We start from the raw sequence: 1,023 nt of genomic DNA, 5'->3' as shown, positions 1-1,023 counted from the left end.
AGCCGCTCGGCGTCGCCGGCGGTGTGCAGGGTCATCGCGGCGTCCCAGCCCGCCGGGCGCAGCGGCGCGCTGCCGCAGGCGAGCACCACGGCGTCGGCCACGACGTCTTCGCCCGACGCCGTCCGCACCACCACCTGCTCTCGGTCCACCTCCAGGCGGGTCGCCGGGTCGGCGAGCCGCAGGTCGTCGACGAGGGCCGTGAGGTCGATCCCGAGGTCGTCGGCGAGCCAGACCGGCTCGGTGCGCTTGAGCAGCTCCTTGGACAGCGGCGGGCGGTCGTACGGCGGCAGTCCCTCCGCGCCCAGCACCGTGAGGTGCCCCTCGAAACCGTGCTGCCGCAGCGCGGCGGAGGTCTGCGCGCCCGCCAGCCCCGCACCCACGACGACCACGCTGCTGGGGACCTGACCTGGAGTCGACGGCATGGACCTCACGGTAGCTCGCAGGCCGCCAACCTGGGAATGTGCTCTGTATCAGGTTGCAAGCAGGTCACGGTCCTGCAGAATCGCGACGTTTCGGTTGTACCCTCGTCCCGTGGATCTCAGCGAGACGCGGACTGTCCCTGGCGCACCGGGCGGTGCCACGACCCTCCTCGAGCCGGGCTCGGCGGGAACGGCTACGCTCGACCGCACCGGACGGGCCGACCTGATGACGGCCACCACGACGACCAGCCAGGAGCTCGACCGCAGTGAGCCAGCCAGCGGCGAGGACTCCGACGTGAGCCCGGCGGAGCCCCAGCGCAGCAACCTCGCGATCTGGCTCGTCCTCACCGGCGTGGGTATCTCCGTGCTGCTCGGCATGGTCGCCGGCGCCCGTGCCGGAGCGATCGGCATCGGGGTGGTCCTCGTGGTCTGCGCGATCTTCCGCGCGGTGCTCGACAGCCCCGTCGGGCTCGTCATCCGCACCCGGACCGTCGACATCATCCTGTACGGCGCGACCGCCGTGCTGATCGGCGTCCTCGCCGTGGCGACGCCGAGCATCTGACCTTCCCGGCGGGCCCTCCCGGCGGGGAGGCCCACCCCGCCC

The 1,023-nt window shown here is 72.9% G+C and carries 2 protein-coding genes; one reads left to right on the top strand and one right to left on the bottom strand.

From position 1 onward, the window contains the following. On the bottom strand, window positions 1–422 hold a 422-nt coding region (locus PROKR_RS20235), incomplete at its 3' end, for an FAD-dependent oxidoreductase (RefSeq protein WP_245605903.1). Between the two features lie 109 nt (window positions 423–531). Between PROKR_RS20235 and PROKR_RS20230 the strand changes: the two genes are divergently transcribed. Beyond that, complete coding sequence (locus tag PROKR_RS20230) at window positions 532–981, top strand: DUF3017 domain-containing protein (RefSeq protein ID WP_036966427.1); 450 nt, start codon at window positions 532–534, stop codon at window positions 979–981. Window positions 982–1,023 lie beyond the last annotated feature (42 nt).

Origin of the sequence: Promicromonospora kroppenstedtii DSM 19349, assembly GCF_000515355.1 — a bacterium.
Taxonomy (GTDB): domain Bacteria; phylum Actinomycetota; class Actinomycetes; order Actinomycetales; family Cellulomonadaceae; genus Promicromonospora; species Promicromonospora kroppenstedtii.
Note: the sequence above shows the minus strand (reverse complement) of the source record. Positions and strands in the feature narration are given on the sequence as shown.